This window comes from Mesorhizobium sp. RCAM 05099 (assembly GCF_059683685.1).
In genome coordinates this window covers 4,536,145-4,558,295 of the sequence record NZ_CM185035.1, presented here as the reverse complement: position 1 = coordinate 4,558,295, position 22,151 = coordinate 4,536,145, and the positions used below count along the sequence as shown (strand labels likewise).

The window sequence follows — 22,151 nt, the reverse complement described above, 5'->3', positions numbered from 1 at the left end:
ACAATGGAGAAGGAAGCCAGATGACCGATCTTGTCCTGAACGAAACCAGGGATGGGATAGCCGTCCTCACCCTCAACCGGCCGGCAAAACTCAACGCGCTGAACTATGCCCTGATCGATCGCCTGCTTGCACTCCTCGACGACATTGAAGTCGATGACGCCGTTCGGGCGGTCATTCTTACCGGAGCAGGGGAGCGGGCGTTTTCGGCGGGCGGTGATATCCACGAATTCTCGGCCAGTTTGGAGCTTGGCGCCGATATCGCGATGCGTGACTTCGTCATGCGCGGGCAGCGTCTGACAGCAAGGCTGGAAGCATTCCGCAAGCCCGTCATCGCCGCGGTCAATGGCCTGGCTTTCGGTGGTGGATGTGAAATCACCGAGGCCGTGCCGCTCGCCATTGCCAGCGAACGCGCTTTGTTCGCCAAACCGGAAATCAACCTGGCAATGCCGCCGACCTTTGGCGGCACGCAGCGCCTGCCCAGGCTCGCCGGGCGCAAGCGCGCGCTCGAACTGCTTTTGACCGGCGACTGGTTTCCGCCGCAGCGCGCCCTTGAACTTGGCCTCGTCAACCAGGTGGTGCCGCATGACGATCTGATGCCGGCGGCAATCGGCCTGGCCAGGCGGATTCTGCGGCACTCCGGGTCGGCGGTCGCCAGCATCCTCACGGCGGTGGCGCGCGGCCTCAACCAATCCATCGCGGAAGGATTGCTGGTCGAGGCCGAGCAGTTCGCCCGCATGGCCCCGACCGCCGATCTGCGCGAAGGGCTCGATGCCTGGATCGGGCGCCGGACGCCGGGCTATTCCGGTTCGTGGACGCACATCACCCGACCGGATGAGGCCAGGCGAGCGTCGCTGGAGGAGGATCGGCTTGCCAAACGGGATTCTGGCGCCGCCGTCGTCGGCACATGGCCTTTAATGTCTGGATGGAAACGACCCTCCAAATAAGGGCGGGCGGGATAGACCTAGTTTTCCTAAGCCTAGGCGCTAGAACTACTCGTTTGCGCCAAGGCAATGACCAGCGTGATCCTGGGCACCATTCGGAGCCGGATTGTCGGCGAATGGCAATGGAGACATCGATGGTTGCTCTCGCTCGCAGGCCTTGGATTCCATCGGATTGCGAAGCCTTTGCCCAAGAGCTGGCGCGCAAGACGAGCGGTCAGGCAACCGGCGAGATCATGGCGGCAATTGACAGAGCCATCGAACTGAACCGGTCGATCCATGAAGCCGACTGCATCAACCTCAACCCGGCCACCAATATCATGAACCCAAAGGCCGAAGCCGCGCTGGCTTCTGGCTTGGGGTCGCGCCCGTCGCTTGGCTACCCCGGCGAAAAATACGAGATGGGATTGGAGGGTGTCGAGCAGATCGAGGTCATTGCGGCTGAGCTGGCGGCTGAAGTTTTCGGCGCCAGCTATGCCGAAATCCGGGTGCCTTCCGGCGCGATCGCCAATCTCTATGCGTTCATGGTTGCAGCTCGGCCAGGCGACAGCATCATTGTCCCGTCGCCGGCGATCGGAGGGCATGTAACCCACCATATGGCCGGCTGCGCCGGTCTCTACGGGCTCGATATCCACACCGCGCCGGTCGATGCCGACGGCTACACCGTCGACGTCGGCAAATTGAGCGACCTGGCCAGATCAATAAGGCCGAAGATGATAACGATCGGCAGCAGCCTCAACCTGCTGCCCCATCCCATTCGCGAGATACGGGAGATCGCCGACGAGGTCGGCGCCTTGGTTCTCTTCGATGCGGCACATCTGTGCGGCATGATCGCCGGACACGCCTGGCAGCAGCCCTTGCGGGAAGGTGCCCATCTGATGACGATGAGCACCTACAAAAGTCTCGGCGGTCCTCCATCGGGGCTGATCGTCACCAACGATGCCGCTGTTGCCGAAAAGCTCGACAAGATCGCATTTCCCGGCATGACCGCCAACTTCGATGCCGCCAAATCGGCAGCTTTGGCTATCACGCTTCTGGATTGGAAAGACCATGGCAAGGCCTACGCCTCGACGATGGCGCGGGCCGCAAAGGCGCTGGCCGAAAGCCTTGCCGATCGCGGCCTGCCGGTGTTTTCGACCGGCAGGGGCTACACGACATCACATCAGTTCGCGATCAAGGCGGCGGAGTTCGGTGGCGGCCAGGCGGCGGCAAGGAAGTTGCGGCTGGCCAACATCCTGACCTGCGGCATCGGCTTGCCGATAGAGGCCGTCGAAGGCGACATGAACGGGTTGCGCTTCGGCACACCGGAGATCGTCCGCTGGGGCATGACCGAGGACGACATGCCTGAGCTCGCGTCCCTCATCGCCAGGGGGCTGCGAGGCAACGACACCAGCGAACAAATCGCGGCAGATGTCACGGTATTCAGGCGTCGGTTCAACAAGCTTCACTTTGTGAACTGACGCCTGAAGCGGCGGGAGAACCCCGCCTTTCTCAAAAAACAGGGGAATAAAAATGCGCATGATCGTGCAGATGATGACTGCTGCCCTTATGACCGTCGCCGCTGTCGGCGCTGCGAGGGCGGATATCGTGTTCGGCGTCGCAGGCCCGATGTCGGGGCCCAACGCCGCCTATGGAGAACAGTACCGCGTCGGTGTCGAGACCGCGGTGGAACACATCAACGCCAATGGCGGCGTTCTCGGCCAGAAGCTTACCGTATCGGTCGGTGATGATGTCTCCGACCCGAAGCAGGGCGTTTCGATCGCCAACAAATTCGTAGCCGACGGCGTTCATTACGTTGTCGGACACTATAATTCTGGCGTCACCATCCCCGCTTCCGAGGTCTATGCGGAGAATGGCGTTCTGTTCGTCACGCCGACGGCCACCAACCCGATGGTGACGGAACGAGGCCTGTGGAACGCTTTCAGGGCATGCGGGCGCGACGATCAGCAAGGCACGATCGCCGCCAAATTCATTCTCGACCGTTTCAAGGACAAGAAGATTGCGATCGTCGACGACAAGTCGACGGCGGGCAAGGGTCTCGCCGACGAAATGGCCAAGGCCTACAACGCCGGCGGCGGCAAGGAAGTTCTCCACGAGGAGGTCAACCCGGGCGAGAAGGACTACAGTCCTCTTGTGGCGAAGATCAAGCAATCGGGCGCCGACCTTGTCTACTATGGCGGTCAACACACGGAGGCTGGTCTCATTGTCCGTCAGATGCATGATCAGGGCGTCACCACGATCCTGATGGGCGGTGACGGCATCTCCAACAGCGAGTTCGGTGCTATCGGCGGCGATGGTGCCGTCGGAACCCTGATGACGTCGTTCCCGGACCCGGCAACGTTTGCGGAAGCCAAGGACGCCGTCGCCGATCTGAAGGCCAAAAACGTGCCCACGGAAGCGGTGACCCTCTACGCTTACGCGGCAACGCAGATTCTTGCCCAGGCCATTGCCAAAGCCAAGGCCGACGATCCCAAGGCCGCTTCCGAAGTCCTTCATTCCGGCGCCAGCATCTCGACGGTGCTCGGCTCGATCTCCTATGACGACAAGGGGGATATCAAGCAGCCGGGCTTCGTCGTATTTGAGTGGCAGAAGGTCGACGGCAAGCTGACTCCGGTCGCCCTCAAGTAGAAACTTTGCATCGGCGGCCGGACATCGGCCGCCGATGCCGTCCTGGAACGCTGGACGATGGCAGTAAATCCGCCGCGACCTCGAATGCCGCCCCTCAACACCTTGCGGGCTTTTGAGGCTGCGGCTCGCCATGAGAGCTTTGCCAAAGCCGCGGATGAACTCGGGGTTACTCCCGCGGCGGTGTCGCATCAGGTCAAGTCCCTGGAGGCCTGGCTTGGCTCGCCGCTGTTCGTGCGCCATGCCCAGGGGCTGCATCTGACCGAGGCAGGGCGCGCGGCCCTGCCGGCCTTCTCCACGGCATTTGACGCCATGGGCCTCGCCGTCCAGGAACTGCGCATCTGGGCGCCGAGGCCGCAGGTCAGCATTGCCGCCTTGCCGTCGATCGCCCAGCTTTGGCTGGCGCCGCGCCTGCCGGCACTTCGTGCCGAGAATCCTGCCCTTCGCCCGTCCATCCACGCGCTGGAGGAGCCGCCGGATTTCCGGCGCGAGCCCTTCGACCTCGCCATCTTTCTGACCAGGCAGGCGCCCGCCGGCAGCCGCTCGTTCAAGCTCTGCGACGACGTGATCTTTCCGGTTTGCGCGCCGGCGCTGGCGCGGCAGCTGCAAACGCCGGCGGATCTGTCATCGCAGCTCCTGCTTTGGGACACGACGTGGACCGGCGACTGGAGCCTGTGGTTCGAGGCTGCGGGGCTGAAAGGCCCGTCGATCGAGTCCGGCTCCGAGTTCTCGCTCTACAGCATGGCGCTGCAGGCGGCCGTCGACGGCGCCGGGGTGGGGCATGAGCCTCTGGTCGCGCGCGCCCTCGCCGCCGGTTCGCTCGTGGCGCCGTTCCCGCGGCGCGTCCCGACTGGCCTCAGCCTGTCGATCCTTGCGCCAGACCGCCCGCCCGCCCAGGCCGCGCAAATGATCGAATGGCTGCTTTTGCAGACGTAGCGATCGCCCAGTTGCGCCCCACCGCAAGCAGATCGACGGCAAGGAAATCGCTTCGCCGCCGACCTGTTTCGGTTCTCTCGCTGGATCAGGGCGCCACCACCAAACGGCCTTTCATGTTGGGATGGAAGCGGCAGGAATAATCGACCGGTCCCGCGGCCTTCAGTATCAGGCTCGCGGATTTTTTCGGCGGGATGATCACCTCCCAGCCACCCTTCACCGTCGCCGTGTGGGCGAACACGTCCTTGTTCACCCACACGATCGTATCGCCGACCTTCGCCTCGACGGTCGCCGGCGAAAAGACAAGCTTGTCGATGGTGACCGCTATGGTTTCGGCCGCTGCAGGCGTCACCGCGACGGCTAGCGCCAAGGAGGCGATCCACAGTCGCCGATCCAAGGCGTACGGCCTCATTTCAGCATGCCGGCGACATGCTCGGCATGCTGCTCATGGCCCTGGAATATCTTCAGGCCGGTCTCCAGCAGACTCTTCAGTTCAGCATTGCTGGCCGACGGGATGAGCAGCGTTTCGAGCGCGCCGTTGACCTGCTTGTGATAGGCAACCTCGTTGTCGACATAAGCCTTGTCGAAGGCCGCGCCCTTGAGCGTGGCTAGCTTGGCCCGCTCCTCCGCCGCCGCCTTGGTCAGCGCCTTGCTGGTGGCGTTGTCTTCCGGCGTCACCTTGAGTTTCTTGACCAGGTCGAGCGCCTGCGCATTTACCGCCTCGTGGTCACGCACCATGTCCTTGGCGAAGTCGAGAACCTCCTTGTTCTTCGACTTCTTGAGCGCTTGCTTGGCTGCCTCGACATCGAGGACGCCGGCTGTATAGGCGATGTGGGCGATCTGCGGGTCGGTCGGTTTGTCGGCGGCATGGGCCAGCGGCGCCGCTCCCAACAGAAGCAGGGCGGCCAGGGCCGCGGTGTGACGAACAAGCATGGGATTCTCCTTCTCCCGGACGCGGGAAGCGCGCCGGGCAGTGGTTTTCGGTTAACGGTCATTGGATGCGGCGCGGCGGCAAACGTTCCCGCCAAAATCAACTGAATCCGACGGGGATCAGCTTTCCAGCCCGAGCCGCCGCATGACGGCGCTGGTCAGCCTTTCGCAGCGCCGGCCGGCAAAGGGGAAGGCGTCGAGCAGCACCGGTCCGATCTGGTCGTCCAGCGCCTTGCGCACCAGGGCACGGGCGCGGTGCAGCCTTGTCTTGACGGTTTCAGGCCGCACGCCAAGAAGATCGGCGGTTTCCTCGATGCTTAGCCCTTCGATCACCCGCGCCACGAACACCGTCCGGTAGACATCGGGAAGGCTGTCGGTCGCCCGTTCGACCAGCTTGAGAATTTGCCGTTGCGCCATCGTCCGCTCCGGATCGTCGCTGGGGTTGAGAGGGAACTGGATGATCTCGGCTTGCGGTTCCGGCATCGCCACCGTTCGCCGCCTTTTGCGCAGGCGGCCGAGCGCTTCGTTGATGACGATGCGGGATAGCCATGTGGCCAGCGACGAGTCACCGCGAAAGGCCCCCAGGCTGGCGAACGCCCTGACATAGGCCTCCTGGACGATGTCCTCGGCCTCGCTGTCATTGCGCACCACGCCGCGCGCGATGCGGTAGAGCCGCTGATTGTGCGCTTTCATGATGGCGCGGAAGGCGTCGCTCTCGCGTGCCAGCGCTCGACGCACGAGATGCATGTCGCCTGAAGCAGCAGAAGGCGCGGCGGTCGACACAGCAGGCATGGCCAGTTTCCTCAACCCAATCTCCGGACCGGAACCCCGATTGAAGGATTGGATGGCATGGCCGGCAGAAGGTTCCCGACTATTTTGCCGGGTCCGGCAGCGGGCTACTGTACTGCTTCCGCCGACAGCTTGTCAGCAGCCCGCAGCCGTGCCGTTGCCGCCAACAGATCGGTCTGGGTGATCAGCCCGAGGATCCGCTTGTCGTCGTCGACCACGATGACCGCGTGGCTGCGGCCGTCGGTGAGCACGGGCAACAGTCCCATTGCGGCGGAACCGGCCGTGGCGGTCGCCGCCGGCGAAATGACGGAACCGACCATCTCCGTGGCCAGCGCCAGTTCCCGCAATCCCACGGTTCCCGCCAGCCTTGCCTCTGCATCGACGACCGGCAAGATGCGGATGTTATGGTCGAGCAGCAATTTGCGCGCCCTGTCGGCAGAGGTGTGTTCATCCACCGAGATGACATCGCGCGACATGATGTCCTCGCAGAGCAACGTTGAATGCTCGCGCACCAGCGCTTGCAATTCGACTTGCCGCAGCAGCCGGTCGAGATCGTTGCGGTCGATGTCGAACGTCTCTTCGAGCGCGCCAAGCGCGGCGTCGATGTCTTCGGAGCGGAAGCCGATGCGCGACTGTGCGGGCGGATCGATGGTGCCGTGGCTGTTCGCCGGCGCCGGTGCCGGCACGTGCGGATAATTGCGCCGGGCCAGCTTGTGGAAACCATAGCCCAGCACCACCAGCAGGATCGAATTCAGCGCCACCGGCACGAACGGAAACAGGAAGCCGGCGCTGATGACGGCAGGTCCTCCCAATACCGCGGTCAGCGCCGCGGCCCCGCCCGGCGGATGCAGGCAGCGTGTGAAAGACATGGCGGCAATGGCAAGTGCCACCGCGATGCCGGAGGCAAGGGCGGTTTCATGGATGAAATGCGCCACGATCACGCCGACCAGTGCCGATATCGTGTTGCCGCCAACGATCGACCATGGCTGCGCCAACGGGCTTGCCGGCACCGCGAACAGGAGCACGGCCGATGCTCCCATCGGCGCCACCAGCAGCGGCACGTGCGGGCCATTGCCCAGCACCAGACCTCCGATCGCGCCAGTCAGGGCAATGCCGATCGTCGCGCCGATGCAGGCGATGATCCGCTCGCGCAGCGTCGCGCCGGCAAGAATGGGAACAAAAAGGCGGAAAGCCATGACGTAGGAAACTCTGCCGGTATTGCAGGGGAGGTGGAAACCGTGATGATCGCACCGCAATGACGCGGCATCGTTGAATTTGGAAGCCAAACTGATCCGCGAAGCCGCGGTTTGAAGGAATAGAATCCCCTGATGTCACCGCGGTGTCTGTCGGCCCGACGAGTTGGCTCGCGCAGGGCAAGGCGAGCGTTTCATCGGTCTTTCGAGGCGCTTGCGCCGGTTCGTTGACTCAATTTGGTAGGCGGCCTCGACTTTCAGGCCGCTGCCGCGGCGGTCAGACCGCGCAGGATGTCGGTCTTCAGATCCTCGACATCCTCGAGGCCGATCTGCAGGCGGATCAGCGCGCCGTCATAGGGACCCTTGGCGACGACACGGTCGCCGAGCCAGACCGGCACCGCAAGGCTTTCATAGCCGCCCCAGGAATAGCCGAGGCCGAAGATCTGCAACGCATCAAGGAAGGCGTGCTGCTGTTTCTGGCCGCCGCCGGCAAGCACGATGGAAAAGATGCCGCTCGAGCCGGAAAAGTCACGCTTCCACAGGCCATGGTCCGGATGGCTGGGAAGGGCAGGGTGGAGCACGCGCGCCACGCCCTTCTGGCCCTCGAGCCATGAGGCGATGGTGAGCGCGCTGCGCTGATGGTGCTCCAGACGCACGCCCATGGTGCGCAGGCCGCGCAGCACTTGGTAGACGTCGTCGGGCCCGGCGCAGCAGCCAAGCGTGCAAAAGCTCTCGTAGAGCTGCTTCCAGTGGCTCTCATTGGCGGAGACCGTGCCGAGCAGCACGTCGGAATGGCCGGCCGGGTACTTCGTCGCCGCATGGATCGAGATGTCGACGCCGTGGTCGAGCGGGCGGAAATAGAGTGGCGTTGCCCAGGTGTTGTCCATCATGACGATGGCACCCGCGGCGTGCGCCGCCTTGGCGATGGCGGGGATGTCCTGCACCTCGAACGTGTTGGAGGCCGGCGATTCCGTGAACACCACCTTGGTGTTGGGCCTGATCAACGCCGCGATGTCGGCACCGACATCGGGAGCGTAGTATTCGACCTCGACACCCAGCCGCTTCAACATCGTGTCGGCGAAATTGCGGGTCGGGTGGTAGACGGAATCGACGATCAGCAGGTGGTCGCCCGCCGACACGAAGGCGAGCAGCGGCACGGTCACCGCCGCAAGGCCCGACGGCACCACGATCGTTCCGGCCGAGCCTTCCAGCGCGTCGATCGCCTGGGCAAGGGCATCGGTCGTCGGCGTGCCGCGCGTCCCGTAAGTGTATTTCTGGCTGCGTGCCGCCATCGACGCCGCGTCACGAAAAAGCACGGTCGAGGCATGTACCACCGGCGGATTGACGAAGCCGAAATAGTCATGCGGGTTGTTCCCCGAATGGGCAAGCCGCGTGTTGATGCCCAGCTTGTCGCTAACTTGCTCGCTGCCGTCTTTCGCCATTCTTCGTCGCCTTGTTTTACAAGGCGCTAGCCATAGTGCGGCGTCATGGACCGCGCAACAGCCACCGTCCGCCAGCGGACGACTTCGAATATGCCAATTCTCCCGTGTGAATATCGCAGCCAGGGTCGGATCCTAATCTGGCCGACCACGTGCGGTAGTGCCGAGGCGAGCAGCCCGATCCCCGAAGCCGTCAGCAGCGGGACGATCTTGCCCGTGGCGATGGAGGCCGCCATCGTCGCGGCGGCAACGCGGGTCCGGGTTCTGTGTCCTGCGCGGATCGGCAGTTCGTTGTATGCGGCTGCGATGGCCTCCACCGATCGGCCTATTGTGGGTGGCTGCGAAAGGAATATAATCAGGTCCTAATATTAATCGCCGGATTGCCTCGACCAGATGCTGCCGGATGGTTGTTGCCGGTTGACCCCCTGGTTCCCCACGATCCGGATATCGCGCTCACGGAGCATGAGCGCGGCAAGGGGAGGAATGCCATGCCCGACGTCAAATGGACAATGAAGGCGCGCGAATTCATCAACTGCAATTGCGCTTATGGCTGCCCGTGCCAGTTCAATGCCTTGCCGACACACGGATCCTGCCAGGCGGTTGCTGGCATGGAAATCGAGAGCGGCCATCACGGCAGCACCAAGCTCGATGGATTGCGGTTCGTCGGGATTTTCCGCTGGCCCGGCGCGATACACCAGGGCAGGGGCGAAGCCGCGGTGGTTATCGACGAGAGGGCGACCGAAGCCCAGCGTGAAGCGCTGCTTCGTATATTGGGTGGTCAGGACACCGAACCAGGTGCAACGATATTCCAGGTCTTTTCGACCACACTGGAGAAATTCCACGATCCGATCTTTGCCGCGATCGATTTCAAGGTCGACGTCGACGCACGAACCGGCCGGCTGTACGTCAAGGGCGTAACCGACGGCCATGGCGAGCCAATCAAAAATCCGGTCACCGGCGCCGAGCATCATGCGCGTATCGACCTGCCGCACGGCTTCGAATACGCGGTCGCCGAGGTTGGGCGTGGCTGGACCAAGGCGACGGGCCCGATCAAGTTCGAGCTGTCCGATACGCACAGCCATTTCGCCAATCTGCATCTCACGCAGAGCGGCGTCGTGCATTGACCTGATCCAAATGGGCGACACAGCCCTCGAGGCGGTGCTGCGCCGCGACCGTGCGGTCGTGACGGCCGCACTCGTCGTGATTGCCGTGCTTGCCTGGGCTTATGTGCTGTGGCTCGCCGCAGGAATGGTCATGCCCGGTTCTTCCGTACCGAGCGGCGGCGCAGGCGACGTGGCCGCAACGGGCATGTCGAACATGGACATGTCGAGCATGGACATGGGCGGCATGGACATGGGCGCCACGGTGGCTCCCGGTTTCCGGGCTTGGGCAACGGCCGATTTCGCTTTTATCTTCACGATGTGGGCGGTGATGATGGTCGGCATGATGACGCCGTCGGTCGCGCCGATGTTGCTGCTCTATGCCGGTGTCGGCCGCAAGGCGCGAGCGGATGGCCGCCCCATCGCTTCGACGGGGTGGTTTTTTACCGGCTATCTCACCGTCTGGGTTGTGTTCAGCATCGTGGCGACCGCAGCGCAATGGCTGCTCGCCCGTCTCGTCTTGCTCGATCCCTCGATGGCGACCGACAGCGCGATACTCGGCGGCCTCGTTCTGATCGCCGCTGGCCTCTATCAATGGACGCCGATGAAGGGTGTCTGCGTGCGTCAATGCCAGGCACCGATCGCGTTCCTGGCCAGTCATGGCGGGTTCCGTTCCGCTCCGGTCGGCGCGCTTCGACTGGGCATCGATCACGGCGCCTATTGCCTCGGCTGCTGTTGGGCGCTGATGGCTCTGCTGTTCGTCGGCGGCGTCATGAACGTGCTGTGGATCGCTGGCATCGCCATCCTTGTTCTCCTGGAGAAGACGGTCCCGACCGGGCAGTTGATCCCGCGCGTTTCCGGTGCGCTGATGGCGGCGACCGGCGCCTGGCTGATCCTTGAAGCACTTTGACAACGCGCGGTTGCCTCGTGTTTCCGGGCGTTATTGACCTGAAACCACCCGGCAAATCGTCAGATGACAGCTTTGGGCGTGTCAATTCATTCCGCACCGAGGTAGTAACGCGAAGGTATTGCGAGCATGGACTTCGCTGCCCCGGCCTGCATTTGCGTTGAACGAGTTTTGCCTCCTTTGTTTGCGCTGCGGACTAAATCGCGGGCGCGTTTGTCTGCAATTCAGGCATTTGCGGCAACTGGTTTTCAAACTCTTTCGGATTCGGTCATTTCCCTTGACCTCACAGGAATAATCGCCTTCGATGCAGTTCGTGAATGGGAGGCAGCGCGTCGACAACGATGCAGGGGTTCTCGGAATAAACCCGAAGGGGGCTGCGTTCACGCAGGAACAAAGATCAGGGTTTGCCTGAAAACAGAGAAAAGGGTCTGTGGGTTATGAAACACATTGCAATTGGCATTCTTGGAGCTGGCGCGCTTGGATTGATGGCTTCGGCCGCTTCGGCAACCACGCTCGATACCGTCAAGGCGAAAGGCTTCATCCAGTGCGGTGTCTCGACCGGCCTGGCCGGCTTCTCGGCGCCGGATGACAAGGGTGACTGGCAAGGCATCGATGCGGATTTCTGCCGCGCGGTCGCGGCCGCCGTCTTTGGTGACGGCACCAAGGTCAAGTTCACGCCGCTCAGCGCCAAGGAGCGGTTCACCGCGCTGCAGTCCGGCGAGGTCGACATCCTGTCGCGCAACACAACCTGGACGATCAATCGTGATACGGCGCTTGGCCTGAATTTCGTCGGCACCACCTACTATGACGGCCAGGGCTTCATGATCAACGCCAAGAAGCTGCCCGGCGTCAATTCGGCGCTGCAGCTTTCCGGAGCCGCCGTCTGCGTGCAGAGCGGCACCACCACCGAGCTCAACCTCGCCGATTACTTCAAGGCGAACAAGATGGAGTATAACCCGGTCGTCTTCGAGAAGCTAGAAGAGGTCAACGCCGCCTATGACGCCGGCCGCTGCGACGTCTACACCACCGATCAGTCGGGCCTCTACGGCATCCGCCTGACGCTGGGCTCGCCGGCCGACCATGTCGTGCTGCCTGAGATCATCTCGAAAGAGCCGCTCGGACCGGCCGTGCGCCAGGGCGACGACCAGTGGTACCACATCGTCAAGTGGACCTATTTCGCACTGCTCGACGCCGAGGAACTCGGCATCACCAAGGCCAATGTCGACGAAATGAAGAACTCCCCCAGCCCGGAGATAAAGCGCGTGCTCGGCCAGGAAGCCGATACCAAGATCGGCACCGATCTCGGCGTCTCCAACGACTGGGTCGTCAACATCGTCAAGGCCGTCGGCAACTATGGCGAAATGTTCGACCGCAATGTCGGTTCGGGCAGCCCGCTCAAGATCGCGCGTGGCATCAACGCGCTGTGGACCAAGGGCGGCCTGCAATACGCTCCGCCGATCCGCTGATCGAAATGTGATCCGGGAGGCAGATTGTCTGCCTCCCGGCTTCTCTTTCCAGGGGACGGTCGAATGGCATCGCAGGAAGTTCTTCGCGAGGAGCCCAGCCGCGGTTCCTTTATCAATGATCCCAGGGTCCGCGGGATATTCTACCAGGCGGTGGTGGTCGTCCTGCTGGCGGTTTCGGTCTGGTGGATCGTCCAGAATGTCGTCGACAATCTGACCCGCTTGCACATCGCGTCGGGCTTCGGCTTCCTCAAAGGTCGCGCCGGCTTCGACATCAGCGACAGCGCCATCGCTTATACATCCGACTCGACCTATGGCCGCGCCATTGTGGTCGGCTTCATCAACACCATTATCGTTGCGGTCGCCGGCATTGTCACCGCGACCCTTATCGGCTTCATAGTCGGCATCGGCCGGCTGTCCCACAATTGGCTGATCCGAAAGATCTGCACGGTCTATGTCGAGATCTTCCGCAACATCCCGCCGCTGCTGGTGATCTTCTTCTGGTATTCCGGCGTGCTTTCCGTGCTGCCGGCACCGCGCGACAGCATCAACCTGCCGTTCGGTTCCTTCCTCAATCAACGAGGCTTCTATTTTCCACGCGCGGTCTGGGGCGACGGCTCCTGGCTAATGCTGGTGGCATTCATCGTCGGCATTGCCATGGCCTGGTTCGTTGCCCGCATGGCGCGCCAGCGACAGATGGCTACTGGCCAGCAATTTCCGGTGTTCTGGACGTCGGTGGCGCTGATCGTCGGCCTGCCGCTGCTCGCTTACGTGCTGAGCGGCTTTCCGCTGAGCTTCGATTTTCCGAAACAATCGACCTTCAACCTGACCGGCGGATTCCAGGTCAAGCCGGAGTTCCTGTCGCTCTATCTGGCGCTGTCCTGCTACACGGCGGCGTTCATCGCCGAGATCGTGCGCGCAGGGATAATGGGTGTCAGCAAGGGGCAGACCGAAGCAGCCGGCGCGCTCGGGCTGCGGCCGGGATCGATCCTGCGGCTCGTCGTCGTGCCACAGGCGATGCGCATCGTCATTCCACCGTTGACCAGCCAGTATCTCAACCTGACCAAGAACTCGTCGCTGGCCATCGCCATCGGCTACCCGGACCTGACGGCGACCGCCGGCACGGTCTTGAACCAGACCGGACAGGCGGTCGAGGGCGTGCTGATCATGATGGTCGTCTATCTCGCGCTCAGCCTGGTGACGTCGGCGGTCATGAACGTCGTCAATGCCAGAATGGCGCTGGTGGAAAGGTAGGGACATGCAAGAACACGATATGTCCTGGGTACGCACCGAAATGGTGCTGGCGCAACCGGCGCCGGCAAGCGTCAGCGGCCTCGGCGCCTGGGTGCGCAAGAACCTGATCGCTTCTACTGGCGACACCATACTGACCATCGTCGGCCTCGTGCTTGTCGCGATGATCCTGCCACAGGTCATCAACTGGGCGTTCATCAACGCCCAGTGGACCGGCACCGACCGTACCTTCTGTGCCACCGTGGGGCAGGGCGGCATCCAGCCGGACGGCTGGAGCGGTGCCTGCTGGGCCTTCGTCAACGCCAAGTTCGGCCAGTTCATGTTCGGGCGATATCCGATTGAGGAGCGCTGGCGGCCGATCCTTGTGGCCATCCTCACCGTCGTGCTGTTGGTACCGCTGCTCATCCCGCGCGTGCCGCGCAAGGGATTGAACGCGATTCTGCTGTTTTTGGTGCTGCCGGTCGTCGCCTTCGTCCTGCTGGTCGGTGGTGTCTTCGGCCTGCCGCATGTCGAGACGTCGCTGTGGGGCGGCCTGCTGGTCACGCTCAGCCTGTCCTTCGTCGGCATCGCGGTGTCGCTGCCGCTCGGTATCCTGCTGGCGCTGGGGCGACGTTCGAAGATGCCGATCGTCAAGACACTGTGCGTGATCTTCATCGAGACGGTGCGTGGCATCCCGCTGATCACCGTGCTGTTCTTCGCCAGCGTCATGCTGCCGCTGTTCCTGCCGGCCGGTGTCACCTTCGACAAGTTCCTGCGTGCGCTGATCGGCGTCTCGCTGTTTGCCGCGGCCTACATGGCCGAAGTGGTGCGCGGCGGCCTGCAGGCGATCCCCAAGGGCCAGTATGAAGGCGCCGATTCGCTCGGCCTCGGCTACTGGCAGAAGATGGTGCTGATTGTCATGCCGCAGGCGCTGAAGCTGGTCATCCCGGGCATCGTCAACACCTTCATCGGCATGTTCAAGGACACCAGCCTGGTCTCGATCATTTCGATGTTCGACCTGCTCGGCGTCGTCAAGCAGAACTTCTCAGACGCCAACTGGGCAACGGCGCAGACGGCCAGGTCCGGCCTAATCTTCGCTGCCTTCGTCTTCTGGCTGTTCTGCTTCGGCATGTCGCGTTATTCAATGTACACCGAACGCCGACTCGACACCGGCCACAAACGCTAAACAAAAGAACAAGGGGACCCTGCCATGGCCACCGAAAATGCCGTCAGCGCGGAAGAGATCAAGGTCAACGCCGCCAAAATGCATATCTCGACCACCGATGTCGCCATCGACATCATCGCCATGCACAAATGGTACGGCGAGTTCCATGTGCTGAAGGACATCAACCTGAAAGTGATGCGCGGCGAGCGCATCGTCATCTGCGGTCCGTCCGGCTCCGGCAAATCGACGATGATCCGCTGCATCAACCGGCTGGAAGAGCACCAGAAGGGCAAGATCATCGTCGACGGCAAGGAACTGACCAACGATCTCAAGAAGATCGACGAAGTGCGCCGCGAGGTCGGCATGGTGTTCCAGCACTTCAACCTATTCCCGCATCTCACCATCCTCGAGAACTGCACGCTGGCGCCGATCTGGGTGCGCAAGACGCCGAAGAAGCAGGCGGAGGAAATCGCCATGCATTTTCTCAAGCGCGTCAAGATTCCGGAACAGGCCAACAAATATCCGGGCCAGCTCTCCGGCGGCCAGCAGCAGCGCGTGGCGATCGCCCGTTCGCTGTGCATGAACCCGCGCATCATGCTGTTCGACGAGCCGACCTCGGCGCTCGACCCCGAAATGATCAAGGAAGTGCTGGAGACAATGGTTGGTCTCGCCGAAGAAGGCATGACCATGCTTTGCGTCACCCACGAAATGGGCTTTGCACGCAAGGTCGCCAACCGCGTGATCTTCATGGATCAGGGCCAGATCGTCGAGCAGAACACGCCGGCCGAGTTCTTCGACCATCCACGCCACGAGCGCACGAAGCTGTTCCTGTCGCAGATCCTGCACTAGGCCTTCGATGGCTGCAAAAGAGCCCGGCTGAAACAGTGCCGGGCTCTTTTGCGTATGGACGGGCAGGAGGCGGGCGGTTCTTGTCGCGCCGGAACGCGTTTGCAGGGCCGCCATTCATGAAAAAGCTCGGACGTTTTCTAGGCCTTCTGTTGATCGTGGCGACGCTGGCTGTGACACTGGGTACCTTGGTGCCGCGCCCGCTCTGGCCGGCTGCTGCCTCGAGCGAGGGTAAACACCACATCCTGGTGCTGAAGAACCCGATCCACACCGACATCGCCATTCCGGTCGATGATGCCGTGCGCCAGCGCTTCCATTTCCTGGCCGATGCCGGTGTCCCCGTCGACATTCCCGAGGTGCGCTACATCGTCTTCGGCTGGGGCGGCCGTGCCTTCTATCTGGAAACGCCGACCTGGTCGCAGCTCAAGGCTGCGCCGGTGATGAAGGCGCTAACCCTCGACACATCGGTCATGCATGTCGATGTCGCTGGCTTCATAAGCGAGACGCGTGCCGACGTTGCCGGCTTCGACATCGGCGAGGAGCGTTTTATGGCGCTGCTCGATTTTATCGACGTAAGTTTTCAGTGGGGACCGAAAGGCCCGATCATTGTTCCGGATGTCGCCTATTCCAGGTTCGACCGCTTCTATGAGGCGAACGGCCGTTTCAACGCGCTGGTTGGCTGCAACACCTGGACGGCGGCGGCCTTGCGAACCGCCGGCCTCCGCACTGGCTGGTGGAACCCGCTGCCGGCTTCGCTCAGCCTGTCGATGCGGCTGTATAATTAGTCTGCTGCCAGCCATAGAGCCAGTCGAGATCCGTCGCGAGCTTTTCGGGGGAGCGCAACTTGAGGAACAGGTTGCGGGCAAGCGCCACTGGCCCTGACGCATGCCAGGCAAGGTGGTTGAGGGCGCCGCGCCGGGCGACTTTGGCGACGCGCGGCCGCCGCAGATTTTCCCAGACGAGGAGGCCTCGCGCCGGATCGGCAGGAAAGGCAGCAACGACGTCGGCAAGCGTCGCCGCATCCTCGATCGCCATCGCCGCGCCTTGTGCCGCGAAGGGTGTCATCGCATGCGCCGCGTCGCCGATCAGCGCGATGCCGTCCGGCGTCGTCCAGGGCTGCTTCTGCTCGACCGTATGGAGCGGCCAGGTCAGCCACGGGCCGGCCATTTCCAGTAGTCTTGCAAGGCCCGGCGCGGTGCCGCGCATTGCGGCGGCGAGGATGCCGGGATCGGCATGGCCGGACCAGCCCTCGGCGATACGCTCACCCCTGGTGAAGGCGACGAGGTTGAAGGCGTCACCCTTGCTGACGGGATAGCAGACCATATGGAAGCCAGGATGCAGAAAGGTCGTCACACAGTCGGCCGCGCCGACTGCGGCAAAGGCTTGCCCGGCGGCGCTGTCAGCCGCGACGGTGGTGCGCCAGGCCAGCTCACCGGAAAAACGGCTTCTTGGCGATGCCGTCCCCCTGGTCGAATCGACAAGCGTGCGCACCGACGACCAGACGCCATCGGCGCCGACCAGCAGGGAGCCTTCCACCTCGACAGTCTCGTCGTCGGTCTCGACACTCGCCGTGATGCCATGGGTCCCGATGGCAAGGCTGCCGACGCGCCCGCCGGTGGTAAGCTGAATATCCGGCACCTCGGCAAGGCGCGCCATCAGCGCCGCCTGCAGGTCGGCGCGGTGAGCCACGAGGTAGGGTGCCCGCCAGCGCGCTTCAGCGGTCTGTCCAAGTGGCACGCGCGCCAGTTCACGCAACGTCGCGGCGTCCTTCAGCACCACCGCTTCCGGCCGCACCGCTGTTGGCAGCAGGCGGTCGAGCACACCGAGCTGGCGAAGGATGCGTGTTGCATTGGGAGAAAGCTGGAGGCCGGCGCCAACTGCATCCATGCGTTGCGCCTGTTCGTACACTTGCACGGCATTACCGTGTTCGGCGAAGGCCAGCGCCGCGGTCAACCCGGCGATGCCCGCCCCGGCGATGATGACTTGCCGGGAGCGCATGTCGTCCATTTGCAGCCGGTCGCTGGAGATCAGGCGGCCTGGTCGATATAGATGCAGCCAGCCGGCTGCGTTTCCGTCGCCTTCAGCTTTGGCGAATAGCGGTAGAGCGTCGAGCAATAGGGGCAGACTTTTTCATTGTCGTCGCCCATGTCGAGAAACACATGCGGGTGGTCGAAAGGCGGGTTGGCGCCGGTGCACATGAATTCCTTGACGCCGATGTCGATCGCCGGGTGGCCCGCATCGTTCTGAAAATGGGGAATGGAACCGCCTGCCATCGTCATCTCCTTAACGCAGTCTCGTCTGCATCTGGATCATATCAGGTCTCTTTGCAAGATCGATGAAATGAAACTGTCGCAAAAGCCTGTCAGAGGATAAGTTAAGCCGGTTAACCGGCTTTAGGCGCGGGAAGAGCAGGAACCATGAACGAACTGAAGCCGGTGCAGAGCGAATTCATCAATGTCGAGGCAGCGAGCCCGGAAGGCGGCAATCCCGACCGTTTCGTCAATCGCGAGTTTTCCTGGCTGCAGTTCAACCGGCGTGTTCTCGAAGAATCGCTCAACCTCAATCATCCGCTGCTGGAGCGTGTCCGCTTCCTGTCGATCTCGGCCGCCAATCTCGACGAGTTTTTCATGGTGCGCGTCGCCGGCCTCGCCGGCCAGGTGCGCGAGGGGATCGTGCTGAAGAGCCCCGACGGACGCACCCCCGAACAGCAGCTCGAACAGCTGCTGCGTGAGGTCGAACGGCTGCAGGAAGACCAGCAGAAGAGCCTTTCGGCCCTTACCGTGCTGCTCAACAAGGAAGGCATTGAAAGCATCACCCGCGATGCGCTGACCAAGGACGAAAAGATCTGGCTGGAAGACCATTTCCAGGAACAGGTGTTTCCGGTGCTCACCCCGCTGTCGATCGACCCGGCGCATCCGTTCCCGTTCATTCCCAATCTCGGCTTCTCGATGGCGCTGCAGCTGCGCCATCGCAAGAACGGCGAAGAGATGAGCGCACTTCTGCGCCTGCCGGTGGCTCTGAAGCGTTTCATCCGTTTGCCGGACCGCAAGCGCCATGTCCGCTTCATCCCGCTGGAAGAGGCGGTCGGCCTCTACATTGGCAAGCTGTTTCCTGGCTATGAAGTCAAGGGCTCCGGCACGTTCCGCATCATCCGAGACAGCGATATCGAGGTCGAGGAGGAGTCCGAGGATCTGGTGCGCCTGTTCGAGACGGCGCTGAAGCGCCGCCGCCGCGGTTCGGTGATCCGCATTGAATTCGACAGGCTGATGCCGTCGGAACTACGCGATTTCGTCGCTGGTGAGCTTGGCGTCTCGTCGAGCCGCATCAGCGTCCTAACCGGCCCGCTGGCGCTCAGCCAGATATCCGAGATCGTCGCCGTCCCCCGCGATGATCTGAAATTCACACCCTACAATCCGCGCTTTCCCGAACGCATCCGCGAGCATGGCGGCGATTGCTTCGCAGCCATCCGCGAGAAGGACATCATCGTCCACCACCCCTATGAATCCTTCGATGTGGTGGTGCAGTTCCTGCGCCAGGCGATGGCCGATCCCGAAGTGGTGGCGATCAAGCAGACGCTTTACCGCACCTCCAACGACAGCCCGATCGTGCGTGCGCTGGTCGACGCAGCGGAGGCCGGAAAGTCGGTGACGGCGCTGGTCGAGCTCAAGGCGCGTTTCGACGAGGAAGCCAACATCCGCTGGGCGCGCGACCTGGAGCGCGCCGGCGTGCAGGTCGTGTTCGGTTTCCTCGAGCTGAAGACTCATGCGAAAATGTCGCTGGTGGTGCGGCGCGAGGACGGAAAGCTGCGCAACTACGTGCATCTCGGCACCGGCAACTACCATCCGGTGACGGCGCGCATCTACACCGACCTGTCCTTCTTTACCACCGATCCGACGATTGCCCGCGATGTCGCCCAGCTCTTCAATTTCATCACCGGCTATGCCGAGCCGACGGATGAAATGCGGTTGGCGATCTCGCCGTTCACGCTGAGAAGCCGCATTCTCAAGCATATTTCCGATGAGGTCGCCCACGCGCTGGAGGGAAGGCCGGCGCGCATCTGGATGAAGATGAATGCACTCGTCGACCCGATCATCATCGATGCGCTCTATGATGCCAGCCGCGCTGGCGTCGAGATCGACCTCGTCGTGCGCGGCATCTGCTGCCTGCGGCCGCAGGTGCCGGGCCTGTCGGAAAACATCAGGGTGAAGTCGATCGTCGGCCGTTTCCTCGAACACAGCCGCATCTATTGCTTCGGCAATGGCCATGGCCTGCCCTCGGACGAGGCGATCGTCTACATTTCTTCGGCCGACCTCATGCCGCGCAACCTCGACCGCCGTGTCGAGACCATGGTGCCGATCACCAATCCAACTGTGCATGAACAGGTCCTTGGCCAGATCATGCTGGGCAACATCATGGACAATCAGCAAAGTTTCGACGTATTGGCTGATGGAACCTCCCGGCGCGTGGTGCTGGAGGAGGGTGAGGAACCGTTCAACGCGCAGGAATATTTCATGACCAATCCGAGCCTGTCCGGACGGGGTGACGCGCTGAAGTCGCATGCGCCCAAGCGCATCGCGCAGTTCAAGCGCCGCAAGAAGAACGCTGCAGCGTCCACCTGATGCTGTCTGATTCCCAGGGCCGGCTGCAGGACCGCCGACCGCTGTCCATCATCGACATCGGGTCGAATTCGATCCGTCTCGTTGTCTATGAGGGGCTGGCGCGCTCGCCGACCATGCTGTTCAACGAAAAGATGCTGGCTGGTCTTGGCCGCGGCATCGTTTCGACCGGCAAACTTGACCCCGAGGCGGTGACGCGCTCGATGGAAGAGTTCCGCCGCTTTCGCGCGCTCTCCGACCAGGCCGGCGCCGAGCATATGTATGTGCTGGCGACAGCCGCCGCCCGCGAAGCGGTCAATGGTCCCGATTTCATCCACCGCGCCGAGGACGTGCTGAAGACCGAGATCCGGGTGATCAGCGGGCGCCAGGAAGCTTACTATTCGGCGCTCGGCGTCATTTCAGGCTTCCATCCTGCCAATGGCATCGCCGGCGATCTGGGCGGCGGCAGTCTCGAACTGGTCGACGTCAATGGCGAAGCGATCGGCGACGGTATAACGCTGCCGTTGGGTGGCCTGCGCCTGCAGGACATGGCGAAGAACTCGCTGGCCCAGGCGGCGAAGATCGCGCGCGACGAACTGGCGAAGGCGAAGTTGTTGAAGGGTGGGCAAGGCAGGCCCTTCTACGCCGTGGGCGGAACCTGGCGAAATCTCGCCCGGCTGCACATGGAAATGACCAATTATCCGCTTGGCGTGATGCACCACTATGAGATCAGCGCCGACAGTGCCACGACCTTCCTGAAACAGGTGGCCAAAGCCGAAATCGAGAAGGTCAAGGGCATCGAGGGCGTCTCCAAGAACCGCCGTTCGCTGCTGCCTTATGGCGCCATCGTGCTGCAGGAGATCATGACGGCGATGCAGCCGTCGAAGATCATCGTTTCGGCACTCGGTGTGCGCGAAGGCTTTCTCTATTCGCTCCTCGACGAGGCTGAGCAGAAGGCCGATCCGTTGATCTCGGCCTCGGAGGAACTTGCAGTGCTGCGCTCGCGCTCGGTCCACCATGCGCACGAACTGGTCGAATGGACCGGCAAGGCCTTTGCCGCCTTCGGCATCGACGAGACCGAGGACGAGGCGCGCTACCGCCACGCGGCCGCATTGCTGGCCGACATCGGCTGGCGCGCGCATCCAGAATATCGCGGCAAGCAATCGCTCAACATCATTGCCCATGCCTCCTTCTTCGGCGTCGACCATCCTGGCCGCGCCTTCCTGGCTTTGGCCAACGCCTATCGTCACGACGGCATCTTCAACGAATCCATCGCGCCGGAAATCAAGGCGCTGGCGACGCCACGCTATCTGGAGCGGGCTCGCGTGCTGGCGGCGATGATGCGCGTCGTCTATCTGCTGACGGCGTCGATGCCCGGCATCATGCCCAGGCTGAAATGGGAACAGCGCGCCAACGGCGTGCTGGCGCTGGTGTTGCCGGCCTCGCTGGCCGATCTTTACGGCGAGCGGCCGGCCGGCCGGCTGGCGCAGCTGGCAAGGATCACCAACCGCCGGCTTGTGCTGGCCGTCGAGGGCGGCCCCAGCGTCTCGGTCAAATAGAGCGTCTCGGTGAAATAAGCCTTACGCCGAAGCGCGCCCGTCGGCCGACCAGGCGCCGGCGCCGGCCATTGCCAACGCCAGGAAACCGCCTGATATGGCGATGTCCTTCATCAGCATCTGCGAGTGCAGGAAGGCGAGCATCGCGTCACCGCCACCCTGGCCGTAATGGCCGATGAAGCCGGCGACGATGCAGAAGGCGGCGAGCAGCAGCGCCGCGATCCGGGTCTGGAAACCGACCAGGATGAGCAGCCCGGCGATCAGCTCGAACAGGCCCGTGCCCCATGCGGCGAGGGTCGGCAGCGGCAGGCCGAGGCTGGCGAAATAGCTCGTCGTTCCGGCAATATCGGAAAGCGCCTGGAAGCCGGAAGGCACGAAAAGGGCGGCGAGCAGTAGCCGGGAAAGCAGAAGCAGGGCGTTGCGGGGCATGCTTGTCACCTCC

At 62.8% G+C, this 22,151-nt stretch carries 21 protein-coding genes; 13 read left to right on the top strand and 8 right to left on the bottom strand.

Translation table 11 applies throughout. The features are described 5' to 3' along the window. The first annotated feature begins 20 nt into the window (after positions 1–20). The 4 genes from AC56QQ_RS22645 to AC56QQ_RS22630 all read left to right on the top strand — a co-directional run bounded on the left by AC56QQ_RS22645 (position 21) and on the right by AC56QQ_RS22630 (position 4,499). Complete coding sequence (locus tag AC56QQ_RS22645; RefSeq protein ID WP_497123441.1) at positions 21–944, top strand: crotonase/enoyl-CoA hydratase family protein; 924 nt, start codon at positions 21–23, stop codon at positions 942–944. A 131-nt stretch (positions 945–1,075) separates the two neighbouring features. Beyond that, positions 1,076–2,398, top strand: a complete 1,323-nt coding sequence (gene glyA / locus AC56QQ_RS22640) for a serine hydroxymethyltransferase (RefSeq protein WP_497123440.1) — start codon at positions 1,076–1,078, stop codon at positions 2,396–2,398. Positions 2,399–2,450: 52 nt separating this feature from the next. Beyond that, the gene (locus AC56QQ_RS22635; protein ID WP_497123439.1) at positions 2,451–3,566 is read left to right on the top strand and encodes a branched-chain amino acid ABC transporter substrate-binding protein; all 1,116 of its coding nucleotides are present in this window, start codon (positions 2,451–2,453) and stop codon (positions 3,564–3,566) included. 84 nt (positions 3,567–3,650) lie between these two features. Further along, a complete protein-coding gene (locus tag AC56QQ_RS22630) occupies positions 3,651–4,499 on the top strand; it encodes a LysR family transcriptional regulator (RefSeq protein WP_497123438.1) in 849 nt (282 codons plus the stop codon). Between the two features lie 85 nt (positions 4,500–4,584). Here the strand turns inward: AC56QQ_RS22630 and AC56QQ_RS22625 are convergent, their stop codons facing one another. The 5 genes from AC56QQ_RS22625 to AC56QQ_RS22605 all read right to left on the bottom strand — a co-directional run bounded on the left by AC56QQ_RS22625 (position 4,585) and on the right by AC56QQ_RS22605 (position 8,850). Beyond that, positions 4,585–4,908, bottom strand: coding sequence for a cupredoxin domain-containing protein (locus AC56QQ_RS22625; protein ID WP_497123437.1), 324 nt, complete (start codon positions 4,906–4,908; stop codon positions 4,585–4,587). Next, positions 4,905–5,429, bottom strand: a complete 525-nt coding sequence (locus tag AC56QQ_RS22620) for a DUF4142 domain-containing protein (RefSeq protein WP_497123436.1) — start codon at positions 5,427–5,429, stop codon at positions 4,905–4,907. The genes AC56QQ_RS22625 and AC56QQ_RS22620 overlap by 4 nt, the downstream gene beginning before the upstream one ends. A gap of 117 nt (positions 5,430–5,546) precedes the next feature. Next, the gene (locus tag AC56QQ_RS22615; RefSeq protein WP_497123435.1) at positions 5,547–6,218 is read right to left on the bottom strand and encodes an RNA polymerase sigma factor; all 672 of its coding nucleotides are present in this window, start codon (positions 6,216–6,218) and stop codon (positions 5,547–5,549) included. 104 nt (positions 6,219–6,322) lie between these two features. Continuing rightward, complete coding sequence (locus tag AC56QQ_RS22610; RefSeq protein ID WP_497123434.1) at positions 6,323–7,411, bottom strand: HPP family protein; 1,089 nt, start codon at positions 7,409–7,411, stop codon at positions 6,323–6,325. Positions 7,412–7,665: 254 nt separating this feature from the next. Further along, on the bottom strand, positions 7,666–8,850 hold the full coding sequence (locus tag AC56QQ_RS22605) for a cystathionine beta-lyase (protein WP_497123433.1): 1,185 nt from the start codon (positions 8,848–8,850) through the stop codon (positions 7,666–7,668). A 485-nt stretch (positions 8,851–9,335) separates the two neighbouring features. On the opposite strand from AC56QQ_RS22605, the gene AC56QQ_RS22600 reads away from it, so the two are divergent. From AC56QQ_RS22600 to AC56QQ_RS22570, 7 genes are all read left to right on the top strand, one after another. Beyond that, on the top strand, positions 9,336–9,971 hold the full coding sequence (locus AC56QQ_RS22600; protein ID WP_489860709.1) for a DUF1326 domain-containing protein: 636 nt from the start codon (positions 9,336–9,338) through the stop codon (positions 9,969–9,971). Positions 9,972–9,981: 10 nt separating this feature from the next. Further along, entirely contained in the window at positions 9,982–10,857 is an 876-nt protein-coding gene (locus AC56QQ_RS22595) for a DUF2182 domain-containing protein (protein WP_497123432.1), read from the top strand. A gap of 434 nt (positions 10,858–11,291) precedes the next feature. Next, positions 11,292–12,320 (top strand): amino acid ABC transporter substrate-binding protein, encoded by a 1,029-nt coding sequence (locus AC56QQ_RS22590; protein WP_269903981.1) that lies wholly within the window; start codon positions 11,292–11,294, stop codon positions 12,318–12,320. 63 nt (positions 12,321–12,383) lie between these two features. Further along, complete coding sequence (locus AC56QQ_RS22585) at positions 12,384–13,571, top strand: amino acid ABC transporter permease (protein ID WP_497123431.1); 1,188 nt, start codon at positions 12,384–12,386, stop codon at positions 13,569–13,571. Positions 13,572–13,575: 4 nt separating this feature from the next. Continuing rightward, positions 13,576–14,733: an amino acid ABC transporter permease gene (locus tag AC56QQ_RS22580; RefSeq protein WP_497123430.1), complete on the top strand. Its 1,158-nt coding sequence runs from the start codon at positions 13,576–13,578 to the stop codon at positions 14,731–14,733. 78 nt (positions 14,734–14,811) lie between these two features. After that, the gene (locus tag AC56QQ_RS22575; protein WP_031240865.1) at positions 14,812–15,561 is read left to right on the top strand and encodes an amino acid ABC transporter ATP-binding protein; all 750 of its coding nucleotides are present in this window, start codon (positions 14,812–14,814) and stop codon (positions 15,559–15,561) included. A gap of 116 nt (positions 15,562–15,677) precedes the next feature. Next, positions 15,678–16,343, top strand: a complete 666-nt coding sequence (locus AC56QQ_RS22570; RefSeq protein ID WP_497123429.1) for a TIGR02117 family protein — start codon at positions 15,678–15,680, stop codon at positions 16,341–16,343. Here the strand turns inward: AC56QQ_RS22570 and AC56QQ_RS22565 are convergent. Together AC56QQ_RS22565 and AC56QQ_RS22560 are read right to left on the bottom strand one after the other, a co-directional pair. Further along, positions 16,315–17,565 carry an FAD-dependent monooxygenase gene (locus AC56QQ_RS22565; protein ID WP_497123428.1) on the bottom strand — a complete coding sequence of 417 codons (1,251 nt, stop codon included), beginning with the start codon at positions 17,563–17,565 and terminating at the stop codon, positions 16,315–16,317. The two genes, AC56QQ_RS22570 and AC56QQ_RS22565, sit on opposite strands and share 29 nt — an antisense overlap. 20 nt (positions 17,566–17,585) lie before the next feature. Continuing rightward, entirely contained in the window at positions 17,586–17,831 is a 246-nt protein-coding gene (locus tag AC56QQ_RS22560; RefSeq protein WP_091577590.1) for a zinc-finger domain-containing protein, read from the bottom strand. 144 nt (positions 17,832–17,975) lie between these two features. Between AC56QQ_RS22560 and AC56QQ_RS22555 the strand changes: the two genes are divergently transcribed. Then, positions 17,976–20,177, top strand: coding sequence for an RNA degradosome polyphosphate kinase (locus tag AC56QQ_RS22555; RefSeq protein ID WP_489860716.1), 2,202 nt, complete (start codon positions 17,976–17,978; stop codon positions 20,175–20,177). Next, positions 20,177–21,712: an exopolyphosphatase gene (gene ppx, locus AC56QQ_RS22550; RefSeq protein ID WP_497123427.1), complete on the top strand. Its 1,536-nt coding sequence runs from the start codon at positions 20,177–20,179 to the stop codon at positions 21,710–21,712. Before AC56QQ_RS22555 ends, ppx begins: the two co-directional genes overlap by 1 nt. A 21-nt stretch (positions 21,713–21,733) precedes the next feature. Here ppx and AC56QQ_RS22545 read toward each other — a convergent pair whose 3' ends face one another. Further along, positions 21,734–22,138, bottom strand: coding sequence for a DoxX family protein (locus AC56QQ_RS22545; RefSeq protein WP_489860718.1), 405 nt, complete (start codon positions 22,136–22,138; stop codon positions 21,734–21,736). Between the last annotated feature and the right edge of the window lie 13 nt (positions 22,139–22,151).